Annotated in this window: 16 protein-coding genes, 6 tRNA genes and 2 rRNA genes; all 24 read right to left on the minus strand. The window is 54.2% G+C overall.

Features of this window, described 5'->3' with window-relative positions; all coding sequences use genetic code 11:
- Positions 1 to 105: 105 nt before the first annotated feature.
- Positions 106 to 1,299 (minus strand): elongation factor Tu, encoded by a 1,194-nt coding sequence (gene tuf, locus QFX16_RS26145; protein WP_134423355.1) that lies wholly within the window; start codon positions 1,297 to 1,299, stop codon positions 106 to 108.
- A gap of 31 nt (positions 1,300 to 1,330) precedes the next feature.
- Positions 1,331 to 3,436: an elongation factor G gene (fusA, locus tag QFX16_RS26150; protein WP_283181874.1), complete on the minus strand. Its 2,106-nt coding sequence runs from the start codon at positions 3,434 to 3,436 to the stop codon at positions 1,331 to 1,333.
- A gap of 30 nt (positions 3,437 to 3,466) precedes the next feature.
- Positions 3,467 to 3,937 carry a 30S ribosomal protein S7 gene (gene rpsG / locus QFX16_RS26155; RefSeq protein WP_010490886.1) on the minus strand — a complete coding sequence of 157 codons (471 nt, stop codon included), beginning with the start codon at positions 3,935 to 3,937 and terminating at the stop codon, positions 3,467 to 3,469.
- Between the two features lie 118 nt (positions 3,938 to 4,055).
- Positions 4,056 to 4,427, minus strand: coding sequence for a 30S ribosomal protein S12 (gene rpsL, locus QFX16_RS26160; protein WP_002555494.1), 372 nt, complete (start codon positions 4,425 to 4,427; stop codon positions 4,056 to 4,058).
- A 216-nt stretch (positions 4,428 to 4,643) separates the two neighbouring features.
- The gene (gene rpoC, locus QFX16_RS26165) at positions 4,644 to 8,843 is read right to left on the minus strand and encodes a DNA-directed RNA polymerase subunit beta' (protein WP_008145492.1); all 4,200 of its coding nucleotides are present in this window, start codon (positions 8,841 to 8,843) and stop codon (positions 4,644 to 4,646) included.
- 64 nt (positions 8,844 to 8,907) lie between these two features.
- Positions 8,908 to 12,981 (minus strand): DNA-directed RNA polymerase subunit beta, encoded by a 4,074-nt coding sequence (gene rpoB / locus QFX16_RS26170; protein ID WP_149630379.1) that lies wholly within the window; start codon positions 12,979 to 12,981, stop codon positions 8,908 to 8,910.
- A gap of 220 nt (positions 12,982 to 13,201) precedes the next feature.
- Positions 13,202 to 13,567, minus strand: a complete 366-nt coding sequence (gene rplL, locus QFX16_RS26175) for a 50S ribosomal protein L7/L12 (RefSeq protein ID WP_010467258.1) — start codon at positions 13,565 to 13,567, stop codon at positions 13,202 to 13,204.
- An 80-nt stretch (positions 13,568 to 13,647) separates the two neighbouring features.
- Positions 13,648 to 14,148 carry a 50S ribosomal protein L10 gene (gene rplJ / locus QFX16_RS26180; RefSeq protein ID WP_008145489.1) on the minus strand — a complete coding sequence of 167 codons (501 nt, stop codon included), beginning with the start codon at positions 14,146 to 14,148 and terminating at the stop codon, positions 13,648 to 13,650.
- A gap of 198 nt (positions 14,149 to 14,346) precedes the next feature.
- Entirely contained in the window at positions 14,347 to 15,042 is a 696-nt protein-coding gene (gene rplA, locus QFX16_RS26185; protein WP_128872506.1) for a 50S ribosomal protein L1, read from the minus strand.
- Complete coding sequence (gene rplK / locus QFX16_RS26190; protein ID WP_003210097.1) at positions 15,042 to 15,473, minus strand: 50S ribosomal protein L11; 432 nt, start codon at positions 15,471 to 15,473, stop codon at positions 15,042 to 15,044. Before rplK ends, rplA begins: the two co-directional genes overlap by 1 nt.
- Positions 15,474 to 15,590: 117 nt before the next feature.
- Positions 15,591 to 16,124 carry a transcription termination/antitermination protein NusG gene (gene nusG, locus QFX16_RS26195; RefSeq protein ID WP_007896622.1) on the minus strand — a complete coding sequence of 178 codons (534 nt, stop codon included), beginning with the start codon at positions 16,122 to 16,124 and terminating at the stop codon, positions 15,591 to 15,593.
- 9 nt (positions 16,125 to 16,133) lie between these two features.
- A complete protein-coding gene (gene secE, locus QFX16_RS26200; protein WP_008145488.1) occupies positions 16,134 to 16,502 on the minus strand; it encodes a preprotein translocase subunit SecE in 369 nt (122 codons plus the stop codon).
- Positions 16,503 to 16,547: 45 nt separating this feature from the next.
- Positions 16,548 to 16,623 (minus strand) — tRNA-Trp (locus QFX16_RS26205).
- A 53-nt stretch (positions 16,624 to 16,676) separates the two neighbouring features.
- Entirely contained in the window at positions 16,677 to 17,870 is a 1,194-nt protein-coding gene (tuf, locus tag QFX16_RS26210; protein ID WP_019693885.1) for an elongation factor Tu, read from the minus strand.
- 84 nt (positions 17,871 to 17,954) lie between these two features.
- A tRNA-Thr gene (locus QFX16_RS26215) sits at positions 17,955 to 18,030 on the minus strand.
- 26 nt (positions 18,031 to 18,056) lie between these two features.
- A tRNA-Gly gene (locus QFX16_RS26220) sits at positions 18,057 to 18,130 on the minus strand.
- Positions 18,131 to 18,153: 23 nt separating this feature from the next.
- Positions 18,154 to 18,238 (minus strand) — tRNA-Tyr (locus tag QFX16_RS26225).
- A gap of 142 nt (positions 18,239 to 18,380) precedes the next feature.
- Complete coding sequence (locus QFX16_RS26230) at positions 18,381 to 18,821, minus strand: hypothetical protein (RefSeq protein ID WP_283181875.1); 441 nt, start codon at positions 18,819 to 18,821, stop codon at positions 18,381 to 18,383.
- Between the two features lie 7 nt (positions 18,822 to 18,828).
- Complete coding sequence (locus QFX16_RS26235; RefSeq protein ID WP_283181876.1) at positions 18,829 to 19,578, minus strand: pantothenate kinase; 750 nt, start codon at positions 19,576 to 19,578, stop codon at positions 18,829 to 18,831.
- A complete protein-coding gene (birA, locus tag QFX16_RS26240) occupies positions 19,568 to 20,527 on the minus strand; it encodes a bifunctional biotin--[acetyl-CoA-carboxylase] ligase/biotin operon repressor BirA (protein ID WP_283181877.1) in 960 nt (319 codons plus the stop codon). Before birA ends, QFX16_RS26235 begins: the two co-directional genes overlap by 11 nt.
- Before the next feature lie 135 nt (positions 20,528 to 20,662).
- A 5S ribosomal RNA gene (gene rrf / locus QFX16_RS26245) occupies positions 20,663 to 20,778 on the minus strand.
- Between the two features lie 154 nt (positions 20,779 to 20,932).
- Positions 20,933 to 23,824, minus strand: a 23S ribosomal RNA gene (locus tag QFX16_RS26250).
- Between the two features lie 235 nt (positions 23,825 to 24,059).
- Positions 24,060 to 24,135, minus strand: a tRNA-Ala gene (locus QFX16_RS26255).
- A gap of 27 nt (positions 24,136 to 24,162) precedes the next feature.
- Positions 24,163 to 24,239, minus strand: a tRNA-Ile gene (locus tag QFX16_RS26260).
- Positions 24,240 to 24,272 lie beyond the last annotated feature (33 nt).

Consider the following 24,272-nt stretch of genomic DNA (forward strand, 5'->3'; position numbering starts at 1 on the left):
CAATACGCCCGTTAAAAGGAGGCGCAATTCTATAGACGGGCTACTACAGTGTCAACCCAATAAAAAAGCCCCCGCTAGGCGGGGGCTTTTTCAAGTCATCACTTATTAAGCGATGATTTTGGCTACGACGCCAGCGCCGACGGTACGACCGCCTTCACGAATAGCGAAACGCAGACCGTCTTCCATTGCGATGGTTTTGATCAGGGTGACAACCATTTTGATGTTGTCGCCCGGCATTACCATTTCAACGCCTTCCGGCAGTTCGCAGTTACCGGTCACGTCAGTGGTCCGGAAGTAGAACTGTGGACGGTAGCCTTTGAAGAACGGAGTGTGGCGACCGCCTTCTTCTTTGCTCAACACGTACACTTCAGCTTCGAAGGTAGTGTGCGGCTTAACCGAACCTGGCTTGACCAGAACCTGGCCACGCTCAACGTCGTCACGCTTGGTGCCGCGCAGCAGCACGCCGCAGTTCTCGCCAGCACGACCTTCGTCGAGCAGCTTACGGAACATTTCAACGCCAGTGCAGGTGGTGACAACGGTGTCACGCAGACCAACAATTTCCAGCGAATCCTGAACCTTGACGATACCGCGCTCGATACGACCAGTTACAACAGTACCGCGACCGGAGATCGAGAATACGTCTTCGATAGGCATCAGGAACGGCTTGTCGATAACACGAACTGGATCTGGGATGTAGCTGTCCAGAGTCTCAACCAGTTTACGAACGGCAGTGGTGCCCATTTCGTTGTCGTCTTGGCCGTTCAGAGCCATCAGAGCCGAACCGATGATGATCGGAGTGTCATCACCTGGGAAGTCGTAAGTGCTCAACAGATCGCGCACTTCCATCTCAACCAGTTCCAGCAGTTCAGCGTCGTCAACCATGTCAGCCTTGTTCAGGAAGACAACGATGTACGGAACGCCAACCTGACGGGACAGCAGGATGTGCTCACGGGTTTGTGGCATCGGACCATCAGCGGCCGAGCAAACCAGGATAGCGCCATCCATTTGAGCAGCACCGGTGATCATGTTCTTCACATAGTCAGCGTGACCTGGGCAGTCAACGTGAGCGTAGTGACGGATCAGCGAGTTGTATTCAACGTGCGCGGTGTTGATGGTGATACCACGAGCCTTTTCTTCCGGAGCGCTGTCGATCTTGTCGAAAGCAACAGCGGCCGAACCGAAAACTTCGGAGCAGACGCGAGTCAGAGCAGCGGTCAGCGTGGTTTTACCATGGTCAACGTGACCGATGGTGCCAACGTTGACGTGCGGGAGGTCACGTACAAATTTTTCTTTAGCCACGACAATTAACTCCTAGCCTAAAGGGGCTGAATCAGCCTTGTTTTTTGGTAACAGTTTCGACGATATGCGACGGAGCTGTATTGTATTTTTTGAATTCCATAGAGTAGCTTGCGCGACCTTGGGACATGGAACGAACGTCGGTCGCATAACCGAACATTTCACCCAACGGAACTTCGGCACGAATCACTTTGCCGGAAACCGTGTCTTCCATACCCAGGATCATGCCGCGACGACGGTTAAGGTCGCCCATCACGTCACCCATATAGTCTTCAGGTGTAACAACCTCTACCGCCATGATCGGCTCAAGCAACTCACCACCGCCCTTCTGGGCCAGCTGCTTGGTCGCCATGGAAGCAGCCACCTTAAACGCCATCTCGTTGGAGTCGACGTCGTGGTAGGAACCATCAAACACGGTAGCCTTCAGGCCGATCAGCGGATAGCCGGCGACAACGCCGTTCTTCATCTGCTCTTCGATACCCTTCTGGATAGCCGGGATGTATTCCTTAGGAACCACACCACCCACTACTTCGTTCACGAATTGCAGACCTTCCTGACCTTCGTCAGCAGGCGCAAAACGAATCCAGCAGTGACCAAACTGGCCACGACCGCCGGATTGACGAACGAACTTACCTTCGATTTCACAGTTCTTCGTGATGCGCTCACGATAGGAAACCTGAGGCTTGCCGATGTTGGCTTCGACGTTGAACTCACGGCGCATCCGGTCAACCAGGATGTCCAGGTGCAACTCGCCCATGCCAGAGATGATCGTTTGACCAGTCTCTTCATCAGTCTTGACGCGGAAAGATGGATCTTCCTGAGCGAGCTTGCCCAGAGCGACACCCATTTTTTCCTGGTCGTCCTTGGTCTTAGGCTCTACGGCAACCGAAATAACCGGCTCCGGGAAGTCCATGCGAACCAGGATAATTGGCTTGGCAGCGTCGCACAAAGTTTCACCAGTGGTGACGTCCTTCATGCCGATCAAGGCCGCGATGTCACCAGCACGCACTTCCTTGATTTCTTCACGGGCGTTTGCGTGCATTTGCACCATACGACCCACGCGCTCTTTCTTGCCCTTGACCGAGTTGATCACGCCGTCGCCGGAGGCCAACACGCCCGAGTAAACGCGGACGAACGTCAAGGTACCCACGAATGGGTCGGTAGCGATTTTGAAAGCCAGAGCCGAGAACGGCTCGCTGTCATCTGCGTGACGCTCCAGGTCGATAGTCTCGTCATCCGGGTCAGTACCCTTGATGGCAGGAATATCAACTGGTGCAGGCAGGTAATCGATAACGGCGTCGAGAACCAGGGGAACGCCCTTGTTCTTGAAGGAAGAACCACAAACAGCCAGAACGATCTCACCAGCGATAGTACGCTGACGCAGAGCGGCCTTGATTTCCGCGTTGGTGAGTTCCTCACCTTCGAGGTACTTGTTCATCAGCTCTTCGCTGGCTTCGGCCGCAGCCTCAACCATGTTGCCGCGCCACTCGTCAGCCAATTCCTGCAGTTCAGCAGGGATAGGCTTGCGAACTGGAACCATGCCTTTGTCAGCATCATTCCAGTAAACAGCTTCCATGGCCATCAGATCGATCTGACCCTGAAAGTTGTCTTCGGAACCGATAGCCAACTGGATTGGCACCGGGGTGTGACCCAGACGCTGCTTGATCTGACCGATCACGCGCAGGAAGTTCGCACCAGCACGGTCCATCTTGTTTACGTAAACAAGACGTGGAACGCCGTACTTGTTGGCTTGACGCCATACGGTTTCCGACTGAGGCTCAACGCCCGAGGTACCACAAAACACAACGACCGCGCCGTCGAGAACACGCAGGGAACGCTCAACTTCAATGGTGAAGTCAACGTGGCCCGGGGTGTCAATGACGTTGAAGCGGTATTGGTCTTTGTGCTGCTTCTCGGAACCCTGCCAGAAGGCGGTAATAGCAGCAGAAGTAATGGTAATACCACGCTCCTGCTCCTGAACCATCCAGTCTGTGGTCGCGGCGCCGTCATGCACCTCGCCCATCTTGTGACTTTTGCCAGTGTAAAAAAGGACGCGCTCGGTGGTGGTGGTTTTACCAGCATCCACGTGAGCAACGATACCAATGTTACGGTAGCGATTAATCGGTGTTGTACGAGCCATAAAGCCCTCGCAAAATTAGTGACGCTAAAATTAGAAGCGGTAGTGCGAGAAAGCTTTGTTAGCTTCAGCCATACGGTGCACGTCTTCACGCTTCTTAACTGCAGCACCTTTACCTTCAGCGGCGTCCAACAGTTCGCCAGCCAAACGCAGAGCCATAGACTTCTCGCCGCGCTTGCGGGCGAAGTCTACCAACCAGCGCATTGCCAGGGCGTTACGACGGGACGGGCGAACTTCGACCGGAACCTGGTAAGTAGCACCGCCTACACGGCGCGACTTTACTTCGACCAGCGGAGCGATGGCGTCGAGAGCTTTCTCGAAGATTTCCAGGGGATCGCTGTTCTTGCGTTCTTTAACCTTGTCCAGCGCGCCATAAACGATACGCTCGGCAACGGCTTTCTTGCCGCTTTCCATTACGTGGTTCATGAACTTGGCCAGGATTTGGCTTCCGTATTTTGGATCGTCAAGCACTTCGCGCTTGGCTGCTACGCGTCTTCTTGGCATGGATAAGCCCTCAAACGGTCTTCAGGTTCGCTCGGAATCGGTGCCCTTACGGGACGCCTCCGACCTTACTCTTATCGACTCAGAAAAATAGAAAATCAGTTTTTACAAAAAGCCGCTACTACTTAGGCTTCTTGGTACCGTACTTCGAACGACCCTGGTTACGACCTTTAACACCGGAAGTATCCAAAGAACCGCGCACGGTGTGGTAACGAACACCTGGCAAGTCTTTTACACGACCGCCGCGGATCAGTACCACGCTGTGCTCTTGCAGGTTGTGGCCTTCACCGCCGATGTACGAGGAAACCTCGAAACCGTTGGTCAGACGCACACGGCATACTTTACGCAGTGCCGAGTTAGGTTTTTTCGGCGTGGTGGTATACACACGGGTGCATACGCCACGACGTTGCGGGCAGTTCTGCAGCGCAGGCACGTCGGATTTCTCGACGATACGCTTACGCGGCTGACGTACCAGCTGGTTGATAGTTGCCATCTACTAGCTCCACTGTTGTCTTGCGACGCTATTGTCTTGCAAGAAAAGCAAAATGGCAGGAACGAATTCCCGCCAAATTTAGGGGTACAAGAGTCTAAAGAGGATCTTGCCCCCAGTCAAGGAAAGGCCCTGACCTCCCCACTCATCCAACCTCGACAAATTGTCTCGATTCGATGAACGGAACGATCAGGGCCTCTCGCTCATTTACTTCCGAACTCAGTTACCGCTCGAGTTCAGTGCTTCGGTCAGTGCCGCTTCCACTTCACTGGCGCTTACGCGCAACGGTTTGTCAGCATCACGGCGGCGCTTGCGCTCGCTGTGATAAGCCAGACCGGTACCCGCCGGGATCAGACGACCCACGACCACGTTTTCTTTCAGGCCGCGCAGGTAATCGCGCTTGCCGGTAACCGCCGCTTCGGTCAGTACGCGAGTGGTTTCCTGGAAGGAAGCCGCCGAGATGAACGATTCGGTGGACAACGACGCCTTGGTGATACCCAACAGCACGCGAGTGAACTTGGAAACGAATTTCTCGTCCCCCGCCAGACGCTCGTTCTCTACCAGAACGTGAGTCAACTCCATCTGGTCGCCCTTGATGAAAGTCGAGTCGCCGGATTCAGCGATTTCAACCTTACGCAACATCTGACGCAGGATGGTCTCGATGTGCTTGTCGTTGATCTTCACGCCTTGCAGACGATAAACGTCCTGGATCTCGTTCACGATGTACTTGGCCAGCGCACTCACACCCAGCAGACGCAGGATGTCGTGTGGATCGCTCGGGCCGTCGGAGATAACTTCGCCGCGGTTTACCTGTTCGCCTTCGAAGACGTTCAGGTGACGCCACTTCGGAATCAGCTCTTCGTACGGATCGGTGCCGTCGTTCGGAGTGATAACCAGACGGCGTTTGCCTTTGGTCTCTTTACCGAACGCGATGGTGCCGCTGACTTCAGCCAGAATCGAGGCTTCTTTCGGACGACGTGCTTCGAACAAGTCGGCAACACGCGGCAGACCACCGGTGATGTCACGGGTCTTCGAAGTCTCTTGCGGGATACGAGCGATAACATCACCGATCGCAATCTTCGCACCATCCGCTACACCAACCAGGGCGTTAGCAGGCAGGAAGTACTGAGCAATTACGTCAGTACCCGGCAGCAAGAGATCCTTGCCGTTGTCATCAACCATCTTCACAGCAGGACGGATATCTTTACCGGCAGCCGGACGGTCTTTGGCGTCGAGTACTTCAATGTTGGTCATACCGGTCAATTCGTCAGTCTGACGCTTGATCGTGATGCCTTCTTCCATGCCCACGTAGGTCACGGTACCTTTCATTTCGGTAACGATTGGGTGAGTGTGCGGATCCCACTTGGCCACGATTGCGCCAGCGTCGACCTTGTCACCTTCTTTAACCGAAATCACAGCACCGTACGGCAGCTTGTAACGCTCGCGCTCACGACCGAAGTCATCAGCGATTGCCAGCTCACCCGAACGGGACACAGCAACCAGGCAACCATCCACTCGCTCAACGTGCTTCAGGTTGTGCAGACGGACGGTACCGCCATTCTTCACCTGAACGCTGTCCGCAGCGGAGGTCCGGCTTGCCGCACCACCGATGTGGAACGTACGCATGGTCAGCTGGGTACCCGGCTCACCGATGGACTGGGCAGCAATAACGCCGACCGCTTCACCGATGTTCACCTGGTGACCACGAGCCAGGTCACGGCCGTAGCACTTGGCGCAAATGCCGTAGCGGGTTTCGCAGCTGATCGGCGAACGCACGATCACTTCATCGATGCTGTTCAGCTCGATGAACTCAACCCACTTCTCGTCTACCAGTGTGCCGGCAGGAACGATGATTTCTTCGGTACCTGGCTTGAACACGTCACGAGCAATAACACGACCCAATACGCGCTCACCCAGCGGCTCAACAACGTCACCGCCTTCAATGTGCGGAGTCATTACCAGGCCATGCTCGGTGCCGCAATCGATCTCGGTCACAACCAGATCCTGCGCCACGTCTACCAGACGACGAGTCAGGTAACCGGAGTTCGCAGTTTTCAATGCGGTATCCGCCAAACCTTTACGAGCACCGTGAGTGGAGATGAAGTACTGAAGTACGCTCAAACCTTCACGGAAGTTCGCAGTAATCGGCGTTTCGATGATGGAACCGTCCGGCTTGGCCATCAGGCCACGCATACCGGCGAGCTGACGGATCTGCGCAGCAGAACCCCGTGCGCCCGAGTCGGCCATCATGTACATCGAGTTGAAAGACTCTTGGTCGACTTCGACGCCATGGCGGTCGATGACTTTCTCTTTCGAGAGGTTGGCCATCATTGCCTTGGAAACTTCGTCGTTCGCCTTGGACCAAAGGTCGATCACTTTGTTGTACTTCTCGCCCTGGGTTACCAGGCCGGAGGCGTACTGACTTTCGATCTCTTTCACTTCATCAGTAGCAGCATTGATGATGCGGGCTTTTTCATCCGGGATAACGAAGTCGTTAACACCGATGGAAACGCCGGAAATGGTCGAATAGGCAAAACCGGTGTACATCAACTGGTCAGCGAAGATCACGGTCTCTTTCAAACCAACCACGCGGTAGCATTGGTTGATCAGCTTGGAGATCGCCTTTTTCTTCATCGGCTGGTTGACGACGTCGTACGACAGGCCAGGTGGAACAACCTGGAACAGCAGCGCACGGCCGACAGTGGTGTCGACGATACGGGTGTTCTTGACGCTGCCGCCATCACGATCGTTGACGGTTTCGTTGATCCGCACTTTGACTTTAGCGTGCAGTGCGGCTTCGCCAGCACGGAACACACGGTCAACTTCTTGCAGATCCGCGAACACACGACCTTCGCCCTTGGCGTTGATCGCTTCACGAGTCATGTAGTACAGACCCAATACAACGTCCTGCGACGGAACGATGATTGGCTCACCGTTGGCTGGCGACAGAATGTTGTTGGTCGACATCATCAACGCACGCGCTTCCAACTGGGCTTCCAGTGTCAGCGGTACGTGCACGGCCATTTGGTCGCCGTCGAAGTCGGCGTTGTACGCAGCACAGACCAGAGGGTGCAGCTGGATAGCCTTACCTTCGATCAGTACCGGTTCAAACGCCTGGATACCCAGACGGTGAAGGGTCGGCGCACGGTTGAGGAGAACCGGGTGTTCACGGATCACTTCAGCGAGAACGTCCCAAACTTCCGGCAGCTCGCGCTCGACCATCTTCTTGGCAGCTTTGATGGTGGTAGCGAGACCACGCATTTCCAGCTTGCCGAAAATGAACGGCTTGAACAGCTCGAGAGCCATTTTCTTCGGCAGACCGCACTGGTGCAGACGCAGGGTCGGACCTACGGTAATTACCGAACGACCGGAGTAGTCAACACGCTTACCGAGCAAGTTCTGACGGAAACGACCTTGTTTACCCTTGATCATGTCAGCCAGGGATTTCAGAGGACGCTTGTTGGAACCAGTGATAGCGCGGCCACGACGACCGTTATCGAGCAGTGCGTCGACAGCTTCCTGCAACATACGCTTTTCGTTGCGCACGATGATGTCCGGAGCGGACAGATCAAGCAGGCGCTTCAAGCGGTTGTTACGGTTGATCACTCGACGATACAGATCGTTGAGGTCGGAAGTCGCGAAGCGACCGCCATCCAGCGGGACCAGTGGACGCAGATCTGGCGGCAGAACCGGCAGAACGGTCAGCACCATCCATTCTGGAAGGTTGCCGGAACCCTGGAAGGCTTCCATCAACTTCAGACGCTTGGACAGCTTCTTGATTTTGGTTTCGGAGTTGGTTTGCGGAATTTCTTCACGCAGACGGCCAATCTCGTGCTCCAGATCGATAGCGTGCAGCAGTTCGCGGACCGCTTCGGCACCCATGCGAGCATCGAAATCGTCGCCAAACTCTTCCAGCGCTTCGAAGTACTGCTCGTCGTTGAGCAGCTGACCTTTTTCAAGGGTGGTCATGCCTGGATCGATAACGACATAGCTCTCGAAGTAGAGAACGCGTTCGATATCACGCAGGGTCATGTCCATCAGCAAGCCGATACGCGACGGCAGCGACTTCAGGAACCAGATGTGGGCAACTGGCGAGGCCAGCTCGATGTGCGCCATGCGCTCGCGACGAACTTTGGCCAGCGCGACTTCAACGCCGCACTTCTCGCAGATCACACCACGGTGCTTCAAGCGCTTGTACTTACCGCACAGGCACTCGTAATCCTTTACCGGGCCAAAGATCTTGGCGCAGAACAGGCCGTCACGTTCAGGTTTGAACGTACGGTAGTTAATGGTTTCCGGCTTTTTAACTTCACCGAACGACCACGAACGGATCATCTCAGGCGATGCCAATCCAATACGGATGGCGTCGAACTCTTCGACTTGACCCTGGTTTTTCAGCAAATTCAGTAGGTCTTTCAAGGCCTTTCCTCCTGGCGGAGCAGAGAGCGGGCAATCCTGCCCCGCTCTCGATTCGCGTCACGTGTTATTCGGTTTCCAGATCGATATCGATGCCGAGGGAACGAATTTCCTTGATCAACACGTTGAAGGACTCGGGCATGCCCGGCTCCATACGGTGATCGCCATCCACGATGTTTTTGTACATCTTGGTACGGCCGTTCACATCGTCCGACTTCACTGTGAGCATTTCTTGCAGAGTGTAAGCAGCACCGTATGCTTCCAGTGCCCAGACCTCCATCTCCCCGAAACGCTGACCACCGAACTGCGCCTTACCACCCAGCGGCTGCTGAGTAACCAGGCTGTACGAACCGGTAGAACGAGCGTGCATCTTGTCGTCTACCAAGTGGTTCAGCTTCAGCATGTACATGTAACCAACAGTAACCGGGCGCTCGAACTTGTTGCCGGTACGGCCGTCGGTCAGCTGCATCTGGCCGCTTTCTGGCAGGTCTGCCAGTTTCAGCATGGCCTTGATTTCGCTTTCCTTGGCACCGTCGAACACTGGAGTGGCCATTGGAACGCCGCCACGCAGGTTCTTCGCCAGATCCAGGATTTCCTGGTCGGAGAAGCTGTCCAGATCTTCGTTACGACCGCCGATCTGGTTGTAGATCTCGTCGAGGAATTTACGAAGCTCAGCGACTTTGCGCTGCTCTTCGATCATCCGGTTGATCTTCTCGCCCAAGCCTTTAGCCGCGAGGCCCAAGTGGGTTTCAAGGATCTGACCAACGTTCATACGCGAAGGTACGCCCAACGGGTTGAGGACGACGTCGACCGGGGTGCCATTGGCATCGTGCGGCATGTCTTCAACCGGCATGATCACGGAGACCACACCTTTGTTACCGTGACGACCGGCCATCTTGTCGCCCGGCTGGATGCGGCGACGGATTGCCAAGTAAACCTTGACGATTTTCAGCACGCCCGGAGCCAGGTCATCGCCCTGCTGCAGTTTGCGCTTCTTGTCTTCGAACTTGTCGTCCAGCAGACGGCGGCGATCAACGATGTAGGCCTGAGCCTTCTCGAGCTGCTCGTTCAGAGCATCTTCAGCCATGCGCAGTTTGAACCACTGACCATGCTCAAGACCGTCGAGAACTTCGTCGGTGATTTCCTGACCTTTCTTCAGACCGGCGCCGCCTTCGGCTTTGTGGCCGACCAGGGCGGAACGCAGACGTTCGAAAGTTGCGCCTTCAACGATACGGAACTCTTCGTTCAGGTCCTTGCGGATCTCGTCGAGTTGAGTCTTCTCGATCGACAGTGCACGAGCATCACGCTCAACGCCGTCGCGGGTGAAGACCTGTACGTCGATGACGGTACCCTTGGTGCCGGTAGGCACGCGCAGGGAGGTGTCTTTAACGTCGCTGGCTTTTTCACCGAAGATGGCACGCAGCAGTTTTTCTTCCGGAGTCAGTTGAGTCTCGCCTTTGGGAGTGACCTTACCAACCAGGATGTCGCCTGCGCCAACTTCAGCACCTACGTAAACGATACCGGCTTCGTCCAGCTTGTTCAGTGCAGCTTCACCCACGTTAGGGATGTCTGCAGTGATTTCCTCTGGCCCAAGCTTGGTGTCACGTGCCACACAGGTCAGTTCCTGAATGTGGATCGTGGTAAAGCGGTCTTCTTGAACAACTCGTTCCGACAGGCAGATGGAGTCTTCGAAGTTGTAACCGTTCCAGGCCATGAACGCGATGCGCATGTTCTGACCCAGCGCCAGCTCACCCATGTCGGTGGACGGGCCGTCAGCCATGATGTCGCTGCGCTGAACCCGATCACCTTTACGCACCAGCGGACGCTGGTTGATGCAGGTGTTCTGGTTGGAGCGGGTGTATTTGGTCAGGTTGTAGATGTCGACACCAGCTTCGCCGGTTTCAACTTCATCATCAGCAACACGAACCACGATACGGCTGGCGTCGACGGAATCAATAACGCCACCACGACGAGCCACGACGCAAACGCCGGAGTCACGAGCAACGTTACGCTCCATGCCAGTACCGACCAGCGGCTTGTCAGCGCGCAGGGTTGGTACAGCTTGACGCTGCATGTTCGAACCCATCAACGCACGGTTGGCGTCATCGTGCTCGAGGAACGGGATCAGCGACGCTGCAACCGAAACTACCTGCTTCGGAGAAACGTCCATCAAGGTGACGTCTTCCGGCGCCTTGACAGTGAACTCGTTCAAGTGACGAACAGCTACCAGCTCGTCGATCAGCATTTTCTTGTCGTTCATCGTGGCCGAAGCCTGAGCGATCACGTGATCAGCTTCTTCGATGGCGGACAGGAACACGATCTCGTCGGTGACCAGAGCGTCTTTCACCACACGGTACGGGCTTTCGAGGAAGCCGTACTGGTTGGTGCGCGCATAAGCGGCCAAGGAGTTGATCAGACCGATGTTCGGACCTTCCGGCGTTTCAATCGGGCATACACGACCGTAGTGAGTCGGGTGTACGTCACGAACTTCAAAGCCAGCACGTTCACGAGTCAAACCGCCAGGGCCGAGTGCAGACACACGACGCTTGTGGGTGATCTCGGACAGCGGGTTGTTCTGGTCCATGAACTGGGAAAGCTGGCTGGAACCGAAGAACTCTTTCACTGCCGCAGCCACTGGCTTGGCGTTGATCAAGTCTTGCGGCATCAGGCCTTCGCTTTCAGCCATCGACAGACGCTCTTTGACCGCACGCTCAACACGTACCAGGCCAACGCGGAACTGGTTCTCGGCCATTTCGCCTACGCAGCGAACACGACGGTTACCCAGGTGGTCGATGTCATCGACGATGCCTTTACCGTTACGGATGTCGACCAGAGTCTTCAAAACCGCGACGATGTCTTCTTTGCACAACACGCCCGAACCTTCGATCTCGGTACGACCGATACGACGGTTGAACTTCATCCGGCCGACCGCAGACAGATCATAGCGCTCAGGGCTGAAGAACAGGTTGTTGAACAGAGTCTCGGCAGCGTCTTTGGTTGGCGGCTCGCCTGGACGCATCATGCGATAGATCTCGACCAGCGCTTCCAATTGGTTGCTGGTGGAGTCGATCTTCAGAGTGTCGGAGACGAACGGACCGCAGTCGATATCGTTGGTGTACAGAGTTTCAATGCGAACAACCTGGGATTTGGCGATTTTTGCCAGGATCTCGGTGTTCAGCTCGGTGTTGCACTCTGCCAGGATTTCGCCGGTTGCCGGATGCACGATGACCTTGGCGGTGGTGCGGCCCAGGACGTAGTCCAGAGGCATAACCAACTCTTTGATCCCGGCTTTTTCCAGCTGGTTAATGTGACGAGCGGTGATACGACGACCCTGCTCGACAATAACCTTGCCCTTGTCATCGAGAATATCGATAACAGCGATTTCACCACGCAGGCGCTGAGGCACCAATTCCAGGCTGATACTTTCGCCCTGCACATGGAATACGTTGGTGGTGTAGAACGCGTCGAGCACTTCTTCAGTGGTATAGCCGAGCGCGCGCAGCAGTACCGATGCAGGCAGCTTGCGACGACGGTCGATACGCACGAATACGCAGTCTTTCGGGTCGAACTCGAAGTCCAGCCACGAACCGCGGTAAGGAATGATGCGCGCGGAGTACAGCAGTTTGCCGGAGCTGTGCGTCTTGCCACGGTCGTGGTCGAAGAACACGCCCGGGGAACGGTGCAGCTGGGAAACGATTACACGCTCGGTACCGTTGATTACAAAGGTACCGTTCTCAGTCATCAGGGGGATTTCACCCATGTAGACTTCTTGCTCTTTGATGTCCTTGATCGCTTTGTTCGACGATTCTTTGTCGAAAATGATCAGGCGCACTTTTACCCGCAAAGGTACGGCGTAAGTTACACCGCGCAATACGCATTCTTTGACATCAAATGCCGGTTCGCCCAGGCGATAACCGACGTACTCCAGCGCAGCATTGCCGGAGTAGCTGATGATCGGGAAAACGGATTTGAAGGCCGCATGCAGGCCCACGTCGCGGAACTGATCTTTAGTCGCTCCCGCTTGCAAGAATTCACGATACGAATCCAGCTGGATGGCCAGGAGGTACGGCACATCCATGACGTCCGGCAACTTGCTAAAGTCCTTGCGGATACGTTTTTTCTCAGTATATGAGTAAGCCATCAGCGTTCCCCAGCTTGGTCACCTGCTTGTTTGGCCCCTCCCGACGGGAGCAGCCAGAAAATCGTGCAAACCCCATGGTTTGCGCCACCGCATCGGGTGGTTACAGCTCGTTATCAACACCGACCCAGTCGGCTGCCAATAACGGAAAAAGGCCGGTGGCAAGAGCCACCAGCCATCAGCCTTTCGCTTAACGCTCGGGCTGGAGACGCAAAGTCGATGCTTACTTCAGCTCGACTTTAGCGCCTGCTTCTTCCAGAGTGGCTTTGGCTTTGTCAGCTGCGTCTTTCGAAACAGCTTCCAGAACCATGCCAGGAGCGCCGTCAACTACAGCCTTGGCTTCTTTCAAGCCCAGACCGGTCAGTTCACGTACTGCCTTGATCACGTTAACTTTCTTCTCGCCAGCTTCCAGCAGCATGACGTTGAATTCAGTTTGTTCTTCAACAACGGCAGCGACAGCAGCTGGACCAGCGGAAGCAGCGGCAGCGGAAACGCCGAACTTCTCTTCCATGGCCTTGATCAGCTCAACGATTTCCAGAACGGATTTTTCGCCGATTGCTTCGATGATTTGGTCGTTAGTCAGAGACATGACTATAAATTCCTGTATTGGGGTGACAGCCTACGCGGCCATCGAAATAAACAATAAACGCTGAAAGGAGTCGCTCAGCCTTAGGCTGCGGCAGCTTCTTTCTGGTCGCGAAGAGCCGCCAGAGTACGAGCCAATTTGCTGGTTGCGCCTTGAATCACGCTCATCAGCTGGGAAATTGCTTCGTCACGGGTCGGCAGGCTTGCCAGTACGTCGATCTGATTAGCCGCGAGGAACTTGCCCTCGAACGCAGCTGCCTTGATCTCGAACTTGTCCTGACCTTTTGCGAACTCTTTGAAGATACGGGCAGCAGCGCCCGGATGATCTTTGGAGAATGCAATCAAGGTCGGGCCGGTGAACACGTCGTTGAGCACGTCATATTGAGTGCCAGCAACGGCGCGCTTGAGCAGGGTGTTACGCACAACACGTACGTATACGCCAGCTTCACGAGCCTCTTTACGGAGTCCGGTCATAGCGCCTACTGTTACGCCACGGGCATCAGCCACGACAGCGGACAGAGCAACTTGGGCAGCCTTGTTGACTTCAGCGACGATGGCCTTCTTGTCTTCAAGTTTAATTGCCACGGGAAAAACTCCTGCTTGTTACCGTTTCATCCAACCGAGGTCAGATGTCGTTTTGGTGTCTGATTCGGTAAGGAACCGGGAGCACCATCTGCGTAGGCTTGAGGTTTAAGACTTGCGTCGCCTACGGTCTTGGATAGCCCCCGCCAGGCAGGGACCCCAATCTTTCAATTGGCGCAATCGCTTGCGCCAATTTTTGTCTTACGCTTCCAGCGAACCTTGGTCGATGACCAGGCCCGGGCCCATGGTGGTGCTCAGGGTGATGCGCTTGACATAAATGCCTTTCGAGGAAGCCGGCTTGATACGCTTCAGATCAGAGATCAGGGCTTCAACGTTTTCCTTCAGCTTGACGGCATCAAAGCCGACTTTGCCAACGGAGGTGTGAATGATGCCGTTTTTGTCGGTGCGATAACGAACCTGACCAGCCTTGGCGTTTTTAACCGCGGTAGCTACGTCTGGAGTTACGGTGCCGACTTTAGGGTTAGGCATCAGGCCACGTGGGCCGAGGATCTGACCCAGCTGACCCACAACGCGCATTGCATCCGGGGATGCGATAACTACGTCATAGTTCAGGTCGCCGCCTTTCATTTCGGCAGCCAGATCGTCCATACCTACACGGTCAGCGCCGGCAGCCAGAGCGGCCTCAGCAGCTGGACCCTGGGTGAACACAGCAACGCGAACAGTCTTGCCAGTGCCGTGTGGCAGCACAGTAGCGCTACGAACAACCTGGTCGGATTTACGCGGGTCAACACCCAGGTTTACAGCAACGTCGAACGACTCGCTGAACTTGACAGTCGACAGCTCAGCCAGCAGAGCAGCAGCGTCTACAAAGTTGTAGGACTTGCCTGCTTCGATTTTGCCGGCGATAGCCTTTTGACGCTTGGTCAACTTAGCCATTACACACCCTCCACGTTAAGGCCCATGCTACGAGCAGAACCGGCGATAGTACGCACGGCTGCGTCCATATCAGCTGCAGTCAGATCCGCGTTTTTGGTTTTCGCGATTTCTTCCAGCTGAGCACGGGTCACAGTGCCAACCTTAACGGTGTTCGGACGAGCGGAACCGCTAGTCAGACCAGCAGCCTTCTTCAGCAGAACCGAAGCAGGGGTAGACTTGGTTTCAAAAGTAAAGCTACGGTCGCTATAGACAGTGATGATCACTGGAGTCGGCAGACCTGGTTCAATACCCTGAGTACGGGCGTTGAAAGCCTTGCAGAATTCCATGATGTTCACGCCGTGCTGACCCAGAGCAGGACCAACAGGTGGGCTTGGGTTAGCCTGAGCGGCTTTCACTTGCAGCTTGATGTAAGCGGTAATCTTCTTGGCCATGAGGCACTCCAATTACGGGTTCGAACGCCTCGAAAGGCTCCCCGGTTACTTGCGCGTTTATCCCAGTGACGACAAAACCCCACAGCCTAGGGCTGCGGGGTTGGGATGCTTGCTCAGCTAGACCTTTTCGACCTGGCTGAACTCTAGCTCTACCGGAGTAGAGCGACCGAAAATGAGCACTGCCACTTGGATCCGGCTCTTCTCGTAGTTAACTTCTTCGACCGTACCGGTAAAGTCGGCAAACGGACCGTCATTGACACGTACCGACTCACCTGGCTCGAACAACGTCTTCGGCTTCGGCTTGTCACTACCATCAGCGACGCGACGCAGAATCGCTTCTGCCTCTTTATCTGTGATAGGTGCAGGCTTATCAGCAGTACCGCCGATAAAACCCATCACCCGAGGAGTATCCTTGACCAAGTGCCAAGTACCCTCATTCATGTCCATCTGAACCAGCACATAACCTGGGAAGAACTTGCGCTCGCTTTTGCGTTTCTGGCCATTACGCATTTCAACCACTTCTTCAGTGGGAACCAGAATTTCGCCGAAGCCATCTTCCATGCCAGCCAGCTTTACGCGCTCTACCAACGAGCGCATGACATGCTTCTCGTAACCGGAGTAAGCATGCACAACGTACCAACGCTTAGCCACGGGACACCCTTAGCCGACAATCAAGGAAACAAGCCAGCCGAGCAGGGAATCAAGCCCCCACAACAGCAACGCCATAACCAGAACAACAGCCACAACAATCAACGTGGTCTGCGTGGTTTCTTGGCGAGTTGGCCATACGACTTTACGAATCTCGGTGCGAGCTTCCTTAACCAGTACAAAGAAAGACTTGCCCTTGACCGTCTGCAGGCCTACAAAGGCAGCTACAGCAGCAATGGCGAGCAAAGCAAGTACGCGGTACAGGATCGGCGAAGCAGAGTAATACTGATTGCCAACAACGCCAACAACCACCAAAGCAACTACTACTAGCCACTTGAGCAGATCGAAGCGAGAGCCTTGAGCTTCAGCTTTAGGAGTCATCTATGAAGATCCTGTGAAAAGAAAGCCAGACACACCAAGTGAATCTGGCAGGTCAGGAGGGAATCGAACCCCCAACCTACGGTTTTGGAGACCGTCGCTCTGCCAATTGAGCTACTGACCTAAAACAAAATCAGGCCGACCATTATGCCGGCCCGAAAAAGACATTACAACAATTTACTCGATAACCTTAGCAACCACACCAGCGCCGACGGTACGACCGCCTTCACGAATGGCGAAACGCAGACCATCTTCCATTGCGATGGTTTTGATCAGAGTGACCGTCATTTGGACGTTATCACCTGGCATCACCATTTCAACGCCTTCCGGCAGTTCGCAGTTACCGGTCACGTCGGTGGTCCGGAAGTAGAACTGTGGACGGTAGCCTTTGAAGAATGGCGTATGACGACCACCCTCCTCCTTGCTCAAAACGTAAACTTCAGCGGTGAACTTGGTATGCGGCTTGACAGTGCCCGGCTTGACCAGAACTTGGCCACGCTCAACATCATCACGCTTGGTACCGCGCAGCAATACGCCGCAGTTCTCGCCAGCACGCCCCTCATCGAGCAGCTTGCGGAACATCTCAACACCAGTGCAAGTAGTTTTGACAGTGTCACGAAGACCAACAATCTCAACCTCTTCCTGAATGCGGACAATGCCACGCTCAACACGACCAGTCACAACAGTACCGCGACCGGAGATCGAGAAAACATCCTCGATCGGCATCAGGAACGGCTTATCAATAGCACGCTCAGGCTGCGGAATGTAACTATCCAGAGTCTCGACCAACTTCTTGACGGCAGTAGTGCCCATCTCGTTGTCGTCTTGACCATTCAGCGCCATCAGCGCTGAACCAATGATGATCGGAGTGTCATCACCTGGGAAATCGTAAGCGCTCAGCAGGTCGCGCACTTCCATCTCAACCAGCTCCAGCAGCTCAGCATCATCGACCATGTCAGCCTTGTTCAGGAAGACAACGATGTACGGAACGCCAACCTGGCGAGACAGAAGGATGTGCTCACGGGTTTGCGGCATCGGGCCATCAGCGGCCGAGCAAACCAGAATCGCGCCATCCATCTGAGCAGCACCGGTAATCATGTTTTTTACGTAGTCAGCGTGACCTGGACAGTCAACATGTGCGTAGTGACGCACGGCCGAATCGTACTCAACGTGAGCGGTGTTGATGGTAATACCACGAGCTTTTTCTTCAGGGGCGCTATCGATCTTGTCGAAGTCAACCTTTGCCGAACCGAAAACCTCGGAGCAGACGCGGGTCAAAGCAGCAGTCAGAGTAGTTTTACCGTGATCGACGTGACCAATGGTACCAACGTTGACGTGCGGCTTATTACGTTCGAACTTTTCCTTAGCCATCAAAATCACCCCTAGGAGAAGAATTGAGCAGGTCAAACAAGCCATTAAAACAAAGGCAGATATTTTCATATCTGCCTTGTTATATGGAGCTCTTGAGCGGATTTGAACCGCTGACCTCACCCTTACCAAGGGTGTGCTCTACCAACTGAGCTACAAGAGCGTAACGCTATGCAGGATCTGCAAACTTGGAGCGGGTAGCGGGAATCGAACCCGCATCATCAGCTTGGAAGGCTGAGGTTCTACCACTAAACTATACCCGCGAGCTTGCAGCTCTCGCTAAAAATGGTGGAGGGGGAAGGATTCGAACCTTCGAAGTCGTAGACGTCAGATTTACAGTCTGATCCCTTTGGCCGCTCGGGAACCCCTCCTAAGCGAGCCGGCATTCTATATCATGCCAGCCTTCTGTCAAGCATTTTCTCATTAAAAACCTGAGGTTAGCTGCATTGACATTACTTTGCGGTGTTAACCATTAAAGGTCTTCACTGCGAAGCGGGCGCCATTCTATGCAAACTATTCGGCGGGTGCAACCCCCTCGCACGGCATTATTTTATGTTTTAACTCATTGAATTCTCTAGAAAGGTTTTTCAGCTGCGAGTCATCCAGCCAACGCCGGCTTTCTGGTGCCACGCGCACCCAGTAACCATCAGACTCAGCGGGGGCCCTCAGCAAGGACTCGAACTTGATTTCCATGCCACTCAATCGCCGCTCAACCGCCTGAGCCGCTTCCTGACGAGCAAAACCGCCAAGATAGAGGCACCCTTCGTCTGACCGGGCAGGTTTTCCTTTATCACGAGCCGCTTCAGTCGTTTCACTCAACAAGCGAATATCCTGCTGCGATCCCCTATACAAATTCAAAGGAGTTACATCCTTCGCACGCAGAGGAGCCTCTTGCTGGTGCCAGATGTAATAGAACACATTGAGAACAAGCAGCAGCAGAAACAACCAACGCATAAAAACCTCAGGACAAGGGACACGCCATAGCCAAACCTACAAACACCAGATCAGGAACCACCCTGGCCTCAGGCACGATCTCGGAAACCAGGTCTGCATCTCCTCCAGTGAGGAACACAGCAAAATCATCTCCCCAATAGCTACGCGCCAACTCTAACTGCGTCAGGACAAAGCCTCTCAGCATCAACGAGCATCCCCGCTCGACCGCTTCGACAGTTGTCCGACCAGGAACAAGGCTTTCCAGAGCGCGCTCGGCTGCTAGATCGCCATAACGAATTCTACGGGTGTGGGTACGCAATTGGTTTCGCATCAGAGGCATTCCCGGGCATATAAATCCTCCGAGGTGCTCTCCATCCCTAGAGATAAAGTCCGCGGTAACAGCCGTACCAAAATCAAGCACAAGGCACGCACCCGAAGCCAGCTGGAATCCCCCAAGCATCGCCAGCCAACGGTCGAGCCCTAACCGCTCGAACTCCTCATAACCATTACGAACCCCGGACATTTCGCGGGACGGCGCTGCACATACCGCCGACACACCAAAAGCTTCTCTCAGCAGAGAAATCAGCGCACTGGTTTCTTCGGCGGTCCTGACACTGACCAACCGACAAAACTTGAGAGCGAGCCCCTTGAGCGTTTTCAAGCTCTCCAACAAAGCGAGATCCGAATCAACGACACCCTCGCCAACCACCCGCCGAACATTCGCGTCGAGCACACGCCACTTGATAAAACTGTTTCCGCAGTCGAGCTCAAGAATCATCACGCAACCTCAGACTGAGCTCACCACCACTAAAGACTTTTTCCACACCACCCACCTTCAAGCGCAGAGCACCCTGACTATCAATACCCAGCACTTCGCCATCTATATGGTTAACACCTGCGATCAACGACACGGCCCGCCCCTGCCAGAGATGATTTTGCTCCCACTCTGCATGGATAGCTGAAAATCCGTCGACTTGATGACGAGACAGATATGCCTGGAGCATCGCGCCCAAATCCCCGACCAAGTGATTTCGATCAAACACCTTGCCCGACTCTAGCCGCATGGACGTCCACTGCTGATCTACCTCATCGGTAATCTGCATGTTCACATTAATTCCCACACCCAGCACAACGTGACACACGTCAGCAGGATCTCCCACCAGCTCGAGCAATATCCCGGCAATCTTCTTCTGACCAACCAGAACATCGTTGGGCCATTTCAATCCAGCCCCCGAAATACCGAGCTCACGCAGGGCCTGCATGACGGCGAGCCCAACAACAAGGCTCAAGCCTTCCAGCTGACGCATCCCACCTTCAATACGCAACACGAGGCTGTAGTAGATGTTTTCCGCGAATGGACTCGCCCATTTACGTCCACGCCGCCCGCGCCCTGCAGTTTGCCGTTCGGCAAGCACCAGAAAGGGTGCCGCCTGCCCCCGCTCTATGGCGCGCAAGGCCTCGGCATTAGTGGAGTCAATTGAATCGAAAACCAGGATAGGCCAATCACAAGAAGGCGCCAGCTCTCTTATCTCGACGGGATCAAGCAGCGTCAATGGCGCAGCCAGTTGATAGCCGCGCCCCCGCACCTTATGAATGGATAATCCCAGCTCAGCCTCTAAATGCTGAAGCTGCTTCCAAACGGCACTACGACTGACACCCAAGGCGACACCCAAGGCCTGACCCGAATGGAATCGGCCATCTTTAAGAAGCTTTAACAATGTCAGCATGCAAGTCTCGCCTCACAATGAGGCCCGCATGATAGCCATGCCCCGCGCCATTGCATAGAAACCCTACAGGTCAGTTTTCCTGCGGACAAAACAAAACCCCTACCTGCATACGCAGATAGGGGTTTCGGAATTTAATCTTGACGATGACCTACTCTCACATGGGGAAACCCCACACTACCATCGGCGATGCATCGTTTCACTGCTGAGTTCGGGATGGGATCAGGTGGTTCCAATGCTCTATGGTCGTCAAGAAATTCGGTAGCCAGGTCGTTCTCCTTGCGGATCACGCTCCAGCGAATGGGCAGGTGATAGATTTGTGTGTTGCGTTGCGAATTTTCGACTTGTGTCGTCTTCACACACCGCAATCTGGTGCCTCTTCAGGTCAGCAAATTGCTTGGGTGTTATATGGTCAAGCCTCACGGGCAATTAGTATTGGTTAGCTCAACGCCTCACAGCGCTTACACACCCAACCTATCAACGTCGTAGTCTTCGACGGCCCTTCAGGGGACTCAAGGTCCCAGTGAGATCTCATCTTGAGGCTAGTTTCCCGCTTAGATGCTTTCAGCGGTTATCTATTCCGAACATAGCTACCCGGCAATGCCACTGGCGTGACAACCGGAACACCAGAGGTTCGTCCACTCCGGTCCTCTCGTACTAGGAGCAGCCCCTCTCAAATCTCAAACGTCCACGGCAGATAGGGACCGAACTGTCTCACGACGTTCTAAACCCAGCTCGCGTACCACTTTAAATGGCGAACAGCCATACCCTTGGGACCGGCTTCAGCCCCAGGATGTGATGAGCCGACATCGAGGTGCCAAACACCGCCGTCGATATGAACTCTTGGGCGGTATCAGCCTGTTATCCCCGGAGTACCTTTTATCCGTTGAGCGATGGCCCTTCCATACAGAACCACCGGATCACTAAGACCTACTTTCGTACCTGCTCGACGTGTCTGTCTCGCAGTCAAGCGCGCTTTTGCCTTTATACTCTACGACCGATTTCCGACCGGTCTGAGCGCACCTTCGTACTCCTCCGTTACTCTTTAGGAGGAGACCGCCCCAGTCAAACTACCCACCATACACTGTCCTCGATCCGGATAACGGACCTGAGTTAGAACCTCAAAGTTGCCAGGGTGGTATTTCAAGGTTGGCTCCACGCGAACTGGCGTCCACGCTTCAAAGCCTCCCACCTATCCTACACAAGCAAATTCAAAGTCCAGTGCAAAGCTATAGTAAAGGTTCACGGGGTCTTTCCGTCTAGCCGCGGATACACTGCATCTTCACAGCGATTTCAATTTCACTGAGTCTCGGGTGGAGACAGCGCCGCCATCGTTACGCCATTCGTGCAGGTCGGAACTTACCCGACAAGGAATTTCGCTACCTTAGGACCGTTATAGTTACGGCCGCCGTTTACCGGGGCTTCGATCAAGAGCTTCGCGTTAGCTAACCCCATCAATTAACCTTCCGGCACCGGGCAGGCGTCACACCCTATACGTCCACTTTCGTGTTTGCAGAGTGCTGTGTTTTTAATAAACAGTCGCAGCGGCCTGGTATCTTCGACCGGCATGGGCTTACGCAGTAAATGCTTCACCCTCACCGGCGCACCTTCTCCCGAAGTTACGGTGCCATTTTGCCTAGTTCCTTCACCCGAGTTCTCTCAAGCGCCTTGGTATTCTCTACCCAACCACCTGTGTCGGTTTGGGGTACGGTTCCTGGTTACCTGAAGCTTAGAAGCTTTTCTTGGAAGCATGGCATCAACCACTTCGTCACCCAAAGGGTAACTCGTCATCAGCTCTCGGCCTTAGAATCCCGGATTTACCTAAGATTCCAGCCTACCACCTTAAACTTGGACAACCAACGCCAAGCTGGCCTAGCCTTCTCCGTCCCTCCATCGCAATAACCAGAAGTACAGGAATATTAACCTGTTTTCCATCGACTACGCTTTTCAGCCTCGCCTTAGGGACCGACTAACCCTGCGTCGATTAACGTTGCGCAGGAAACCTTGGTCTTTCGGCGTGGGTGTTTTTCACACCCATTGTCGTTACTCATGTCAGCATTCGCACTTCTGATACCTCCAGCAAGCTTCTCAACTCACCTTCACAGGCTTACAGAACGCTCCTCTACCGCATCACCTAAGTGATACCCGTAGCTTCGGTGTATGGTTTGAGCCCCGTTACATCTTCCGCGCAGGCCGACTCGACTAGTGAGCTATTACGCTTTCTTTAAAGGGTGGCTGCTTCTAAGCCAACCTCCTAGCTGTCTAAGCCTTCCCACATCGTTTCCCACTTAACCATAACTTTGGGACCTTAGCTGACGGTCTGGGTTGTTTCCCTTTTCACGACGGACGTTAGCACCCGCCGTGTGTCTCCCATGCTCGGCACTTGTAGGTATTCGGAGTTTGCATCGGTTTGGTAAGTCGGGATGACCCCCTAGCCGAAACAGTGCTCTACCCCCTACAGTGATACATGAGGCGCTACCTAAATAGCTTTCGAGGAGAACCAGCTATCTCCGAGCTTGATTAGCCTTTCACTCCGATCCACAGGTCATCCGCTAACTTTTCAACGGTAGTCGGTTCGGTCCTCCAGTTAGTGTTACCCAACCTTCAACCTGCCCATGGATAGATCGCCCGGTTTCGGGTCTATTCCCAGCGACTAGACGCCCTATTAAGACTCGCTTTCGCTACGCCTCCCCTATTCGGTTAAGCTCGCCACTGAAAATAAGTCGCTGACCCATTATACAAAAGGTACGCAGTCACCCAACAAAGTGGGCTCCCACTGCTTGTACGCATACGGTTTCAGGATCTATTTCACTCCCCTCTCCGGGGTTCTTTTCGCCTTTCCCTCACGGTACTAGTTCACTATCGGTCAGTCAGTAGTATTTAGCCTTGGAGGATGGTCCCCCCATATTCAGACAAAGTTTCTCGTGCTCCGTCCTACTCGATTTCATGACCAAGAGATTTTCGCGTACAGGGCTATCACCCACTATGGCCGCACTTTCCAGAGCGTTCCGCTAATCTCAAAGCCACTTAAGGGCTAGTCCCCGTTCGCTCGCCACTACTAAGGGAATCTCGGTTGATTTCTTTTCCTCAGGGTACTTAGATGTTTCAGTTCCCCTGGTTCGCCTCTTAAGCCTATGTATTCAGCTTAAGATAACCATCTTATGATGGCTGGGTTCCCCCATTCAGACATCTCCGGATCAAAGTCTGTTTGCCGACTCCCCGAAGCTTTTCGCAGGCTACCACGTCTTTCATCGCCTCTGACTGCCAAGGCATCCACCGTATGCGCTTCTTCACTTGACCATATAACCCCAAGCAATCTGGTTATACTGTGAAGACGACATTCGCCGAAAATTCGCAATTTAACTCACAAATTTTACCTTAGCCTGAGCCGTTACCAGTGAAAGTAACGTCCAGTCTATCTTTCTATCACATACCCAAATTTTTAAAGAACGATCTAGCCAAAGACTAGAAATCAACATTCACCATCCTACGATGGAATGCTCATTTCTAAGCTTTCAACAAACAGAAGCAGTAGTGGTGGAGCCAAACGGGATCGAACCGTTGACCTCCTGCGTGCAAGGCAGGCGCTCTCCCAGCTGAGCTATGGCCCCGTATTTCTACAGGTTCCCACACAAAATTGGTGGGTCTGGGCAGATTCGAACTGCCGACCTCACCCTTATCAGGGGTGCGCTCTAACCAACTGAGCTACAGACCCAATTTCGAGCTTTAAGGCCGACCTCACCCTGCT

This window comes from Pseudomonas svalbardensis, assembly GCF_030053115.1.
GTDB classification, from domain to species: Bacteria; Pseudomonadota; Gammaproteobacteria; order Pseudomonadales; family Pseudomonadaceae; genus Aquipseudomonas; species Aquipseudomonas svalbardensis.